The organism is Bacteroidota bacterium (genome assembly GCA_030706565.1).
Lineage (GTDB): Bacteria > Bacteroidota > Bacteroidia > Bacteroidales > JAUZOH01 > JAUZOH01.
The window spans coordinates 1-3,211 of the sequence record JAUZOH010000416.1 but is presented as its reverse complement, the minus strand read 5'-3'; the positions used below and the strand labels follow the sequence as shown (position 1 = coordinate 3,211).

The 3,211-nt window shown below is 40.0% G+C and carries 4 protein-coding genes and 1 pseudogene; 3 read left to right on the top strand and 2 right to left on the bottom strand.

The window, feature by feature from the left end; genetic code table 11:
- Together Q8907_14965 and Q8907_14960 are read left to right on the top strand one after the other, a co-directional pair.
- On the top strand, window positions 1–107 hold a 107-nt coding region (locus Q8907_14965; GenBank protein ID MDP4275572.1), incomplete at its 5' end, for a DDE transposase.
- Between the two features lie 93 nt (window positions 108–200).
- A complete protein-coding gene (locus Q8907_14960) occupies window positions 201–1,565 on the top strand; it encodes an MATE family efflux transporter (GenBank protein MDP4275571.1) in 1,365 nt (454 codons plus the stop codon).
- A gap of 70 nt (window positions 1,566–1,635) precedes the next feature.
- Here the strand turns inward: Q8907_14960 and Q8907_14955 are convergent.
- Window positions 1,636–1,752: pseudogene (locus tag Q8907_14955) on the bottom strand (pectinesterase family protein).
- Between the two features lie 112 nt (window positions 1,753–1,864).
- A complete protein-coding gene (locus Q8907_14950; GenBank protein ID MDP4275570.1) occupies window positions 1,865–2,629 on the bottom strand; it encodes a peptidoglycan DD-metalloendopeptidase family protein in 765 nt (254 codons plus the stop codon).
- A gap of 314 nt (window positions 2,630–2,943) precedes the next feature.
- On the opposite strand from Q8907_14950, the gene Q8907_14945 reads away from it, so the two are divergent.
- Window positions 2,944–3,211: glycosyl hydrolase (locus tag Q8907_14945; protein MDP4275569.1), on the top strand; the 268-nt coding region annotated here is incomplete at its 3' end.

Here is a 3,211-nt window from a genome sequence, read left to right as displayed (position 1 = left end):
CTTCTGCAGAATCATTTAATGCAAAAATCAAAGCTTTCCGTACTGTTCTTCGGGGAGTAAGTGATACCAGGTTCTTTTTATTCCGTTTAACTAAAATCTATGCCTGATTTTTTCTCTCCACATGGTTTTTGAACTGATCCCCTCATAATTCTTTTGCAAAAACAGATTCAGGACACAATTTTATTTGAGCTTCATTATATATGGCAAATTCAGAAATCACAGAAGCATTAGGACAAGAAAAAATAGGAAAGCTTTTACTTCAATATTCCCTTCCGGCTATCATTGCAACTGCCGCATCGTCATTGTACAACATCATTGATCGTGTTTTTATCGGACACGGTGTAGGGCCATTGGCCATATCAGGTTTGGCGCTTACTTTCCCATTGATGAACCTGGCAGCAGCCTTTGGATCACTTGTAGGAGCGGGTGCTTCGACAATGGTTTCCATCCGCTTAGGGCAACGCGACAGAAAAGGGGCGACACTCATACTCGGCAATGCCGTATTTCTAAATTTGCTTCTTGGAACGCTGTTTTCTGTTTTTGCACTTTCATTTCTCGATGACCTATTGAAGATACTTGGAGCCAGTAAAAACACCCTGCCTTATGCCAGGGAATTTATGCAGATCATCCTGCTGGGAAATGTACTTACCCATCTTTATATAGGATTGAATAATGTGATGAGAGCTTCGGGCTATCCCAAGAAAGCCATGCTCACCACCTTACTGACTGTCGGAGTAAACCTCATTCTGGCTCCCCTGTTTATATTTGTTTTCAAATGGGGAATCAGAGGGGCAGCCACTGCAACTGTCTGCGCACAATTTGTAGGCACCGTAAGGGTCCTGATCCATTTCATGAAACAGAGCAGTCTGGTTCACTTTCTCCCGGGCTATTTCAAACCGAAAATTAAAATCATACGCGATATCTTTTCAATTGGCATGTCGAACTTCCTGATGCTCATCTGCGCAACCCTGGTAACGTTGATTATCAACCTCAGCCTTTCGAAGTATGGCGGCGATTTTGCCATTGGCGCGTATGGAATAATCAACAGCATAGGTATGCTCTTTGCGATGATTGTACTCGGATTCAACCAGGGTATGCAACCAATTTCAGGGTATAATTATGGAGCCCAAAAATTCCACCGGGTGATAAGCGTTTTTAAATATACCCTTGCAGCTGGAACCTGCGTCACAACATTTGGTTTCCTGCTCAGCGAGATTTTCCCAGCTCAAATTGCCGGTTGCTTCACTTCCAATGACCAACTGATCAAAATAGCCGTTATCGGGCTACGCTTCAATCTGGCCATGTTCCCTATTGTCGGTTTTCAGATGGTCACTTCAAATTTTTTCCAATCCATAGGAAAGGCAAAAATTTCCATATTCCTTTCTTTATCGAGACAGGTATTATTTTTTATTCCTGCTTTACTTGTTCTTCCTCATTTTTTCGGGCTGAATGGAGTATGGTGCGGTGCACCTGTTGCTGATTTTATTTCTTCCCTGGTCACTTTGATCGTCTTACAAACCCAGATAAAGAAAATCAGAATTCAATCTAAATTTTTAAGAAAATAATCAGGGATAATTATTCTAATTGCCTGCTTAGCCCATTCTGATTGCCATACGCATAAAGAGTATGCTGAAAACCATTCTCAATAAAAACAACAGTCTGCTTTTCCCGGCTATCAGGTACAGCATTTATAGCCTGTTGAACAGTGATGAAATCGCCGCTTCCATCCCGGGCAACTGTAAAATCATACATTACGTATACCTCAGCGTTAAGTCCGGCCCAAACATTTAAAAGGACGAGAAATTAAATTTTTTCTCTCTTTGATAAATATTAGAAATCAACCGGCCTCCCCATCAGGAGGATTTTACCTCAACTTCAGCTTCATCCCAATTTTTAAATCAGCATTAGCCAGGTGATTAATCCTTCGTATCTTCCCGACTGAAGTCTTATAGCGTTTGGCAATGGAATACAATGTGTCACCATGGTGTATGACGATATATGAATTGCGGAAACTACTGCCGGTCTTAATTTTATGTTCAATTTTCAAGGGTATATATTCAGGAACCGGAGTCCGGACGGTCAGGTTTCTAAAATCGAAATAAGTTTCAGGATTCTGTGGTATATTATTAAATCTCAACTCAAAGTGGAGATGATCTGTTGTCGCATGGCCTGTACGCCCCCCCAAACCAACAACATCTCCGGCGTTTACTCTGTTGCCTACTGCCACCAAACATCTGCTTAAATGGGCATAATAGGTTTCCATATTATTGGTATGCTTCAAGATAACCAAATTCCCGTAACCATAATAAGGCCCGGCCTTTGTAACCAGTCCGTCAAATGCAGCCCGGACAGTGTCGCCATGCTGAAGTTTTATATCTGTTCCCGTATGATAATGCCCCCTGCGGTGATTTCCAAAGGGACTAATTACCCTCCCCTTGACAGGAAAATGGAATTGGCCAATAGAAGATATGTCAACTGAAGGATTATTCGCTACAGTATCTGTAGAAGAAGGCGGAACAACCTGGGATATTTTCTTTCCCTTGCCACAACCAATGAATAAAGGACAAAGCAATAGGAATATACACAGTGCCTTCAGATGAATAAGTTCTTCAGAATTTAATTTTGACATAGATAAATCTATTCTAAACTGCCTCAATCATTTAAGCAATTTTTTATGTTACTAATTTTATTTTTCAACTTCACAAAGTAAATAATTTTTCTTCCGGAAAAAGATAAAGATGAATAAAAAACAAAAAAACGTTGTTTGAGCTTAAACTACTGATTTTCAAGAATTATTCGATCTAACTGAAAGTTTTTTACTGATATCAATCGTTAAAAATTTCCCTTTCTTAAACCAATAACCATAGCTATATGAGTACAAATGCCTCTGTCCGGGAATTTTTTCCTTATCTTGGGCAAATAATTTTATTCCACTTAAATAAAATGAGAAATAGACTTAAACCACTGCTAATTGCATTATTGGTCATTTTTGCTGACCAGGGAATATGTTTGGCCCAATCGTCCAAAGTTAAAAACAACTTCGGGAATTGGCCAAAAGGGTGCTCACCTAAGGAAATAGGTAAGCGTGTAGCCGAACATTTTTTAATTCCACCCAATCAAAACCCCGGCAAGAAGACCCCGCTTAAAAAAATTACTTATCCAGAGGTATGTACCTGGTATGGTGCGCTTACATTCGCAAAGGAAAGTAATG

Excerpts from the sequence above, each read along its gene's own strand:
- Q8907_14960 (MDP4275571.1), top strand. The coding sequence starts at position 201 with ATGGCAAATTCAGAAATCACAGAAGCATTAGGACAAGAAAAAATAGGA.
- Q8907_14950 (MDP4275570.1), bottom strand. The coding sequence starts at position 2,629 with ATGTCAAAATTAAATTCTGAAGAACTTATTCATCTGAAGGCACTGTGT.